The organism is Rhodococcus olei, from assembly GCF_039540555.1.
Taxonomy (GTDB): domain Bacteria; phylum Actinomycetota; class Actinomycetes; order Mycobacteriales; family Mycobacteriaceae; genus Rhodococcus_G; species Rhodococcus_G olei.
Genome location: NZ_BAABFB010000108.1, coordinates 1 through 1,394, shown reverse-complemented (window position 1 = coordinate 1,394; position 1,394 = coordinate 1). Strand labels below are relative to the sequence as shown.

1 protein-coding gene is annotated in these 1,394 nt (G+C 66.6%); it reads right to left on the bottom strand.

All coding sequences use genetic code 11. The features are described 5' to 3' along the window. The coding region (locus ABD951_RS28530; protein ID WP_345353654.1) for an Ig-like domain-containing protein at nucleotides 1–1,118 on the bottom strand (1,118 nt) is incomplete at its 3' end. Nucleotides 1,119–1,394: the final 276 nt, after the last annotated feature.

Here is a 1,394-nt window from a genome sequence, read left to right as displayed (position 1 = left end):
AAGGTGTGCGACAGCGTCGCGACACCGTTCACCACGTTCACCGGACCACCGACGTTCGTGTTGCCGTCCTTGAACTGCACCGCGCCACCGTTCGGAGCGGGGCTGACGGTGGCCTTCAACTCGACCGCTTGGCCCGTCGTCGCGGTCGCCGGGGCGGTCAGGCTCGTCGCCGTCGCGACGTCCACCGGAGCCGGATCCGACACCGTCACCGTCGACGCAGAAGACGTCGACGTCAGGAACCCGGCCGCACCGGAGTAGACGGCGGTGACGCTCTTCGCGCCCGCCGCGTCGAAGGTGTGCGACAACGTCGCGACACCGTTCACCACAGTCACCGGACCACCGACGTTGACGTCACCGTCCTTGAACTGCACCGTGCCACCGTTCGGGGCCGGGCTGACGGTCGCCTTCAACTCCACCGCCTGACCCGTCGTCGCCGTCGGCGGAACCGTCAGACTCGTCGACGTCGCCACATCCGGATCGGCAACGGTCACCGTCGACACCTGCGACGTCGACGCCTGGAACTCACCAGCACCCGAGAACACCGCCGTGATCGACTTCGCACCCGCCGAACCGAACGACTGCGACAACGTCGCCACACCGTTCACCACAGTCACCGGACCACCGATGTTCGCGTTGCCGTCCTTGAACTGCACCGTGCCACCCGACGGAGCCGGCGACACCGTCGCCTTCAACTCCACCGCCTGACCCGTCGCCGCCGTCGCCGGAACCGTCAGACTCGTCGACGTCGCCACATCCGCCGCGCCAACCTGCACCGACTGCGGCGCCGACTGCGACCCCGTCGCCACCGCCGTGTCCAAGAACTTCGCCGACAGACTGTGCTGCCCCGCCGTCGCCGGCGTCCACCCGATCGACACCGCAGTGCCCACCAACGGGCCCTCACCGATCTTCGTCGCCCCGTCGTAGAACTCGACGACATTGCCCGGCGCACCACCGGTCACCGTCGCCGTCAACTGCGACACCTGCCCGACCTTCGCACCCGACACCGCAGCCAACGACGTCGACGACGTGTCCTTACGAACCGTCACCGCCGGACCCTTGTCCGGGTAGTTCCCCGAACCGAGCGTGCCCGAGTAGTACAACGAACTCGACTGCGCCACACCACGCGGGCAATCCGCCCCGACCTTGTACGAGAACTCATACGTCCGCAGATTCGGCGAAATCGCCGGGTACAACGCCCAACTACCCGTCACCCGAACGAAATCGGCACCCTGACTCTCAACACCCTGAGACGAACCGTCGACCTTCGCCGAACCGTTCACATACGTCCAGCACGTCGGATGCACATCCTTCACCGCCTGGATGTACTCCACGACACCACCGGTCCGGTCGAACTGCGACTTCACCGTGATCGTGTCACCCGCACCCGGATTCAC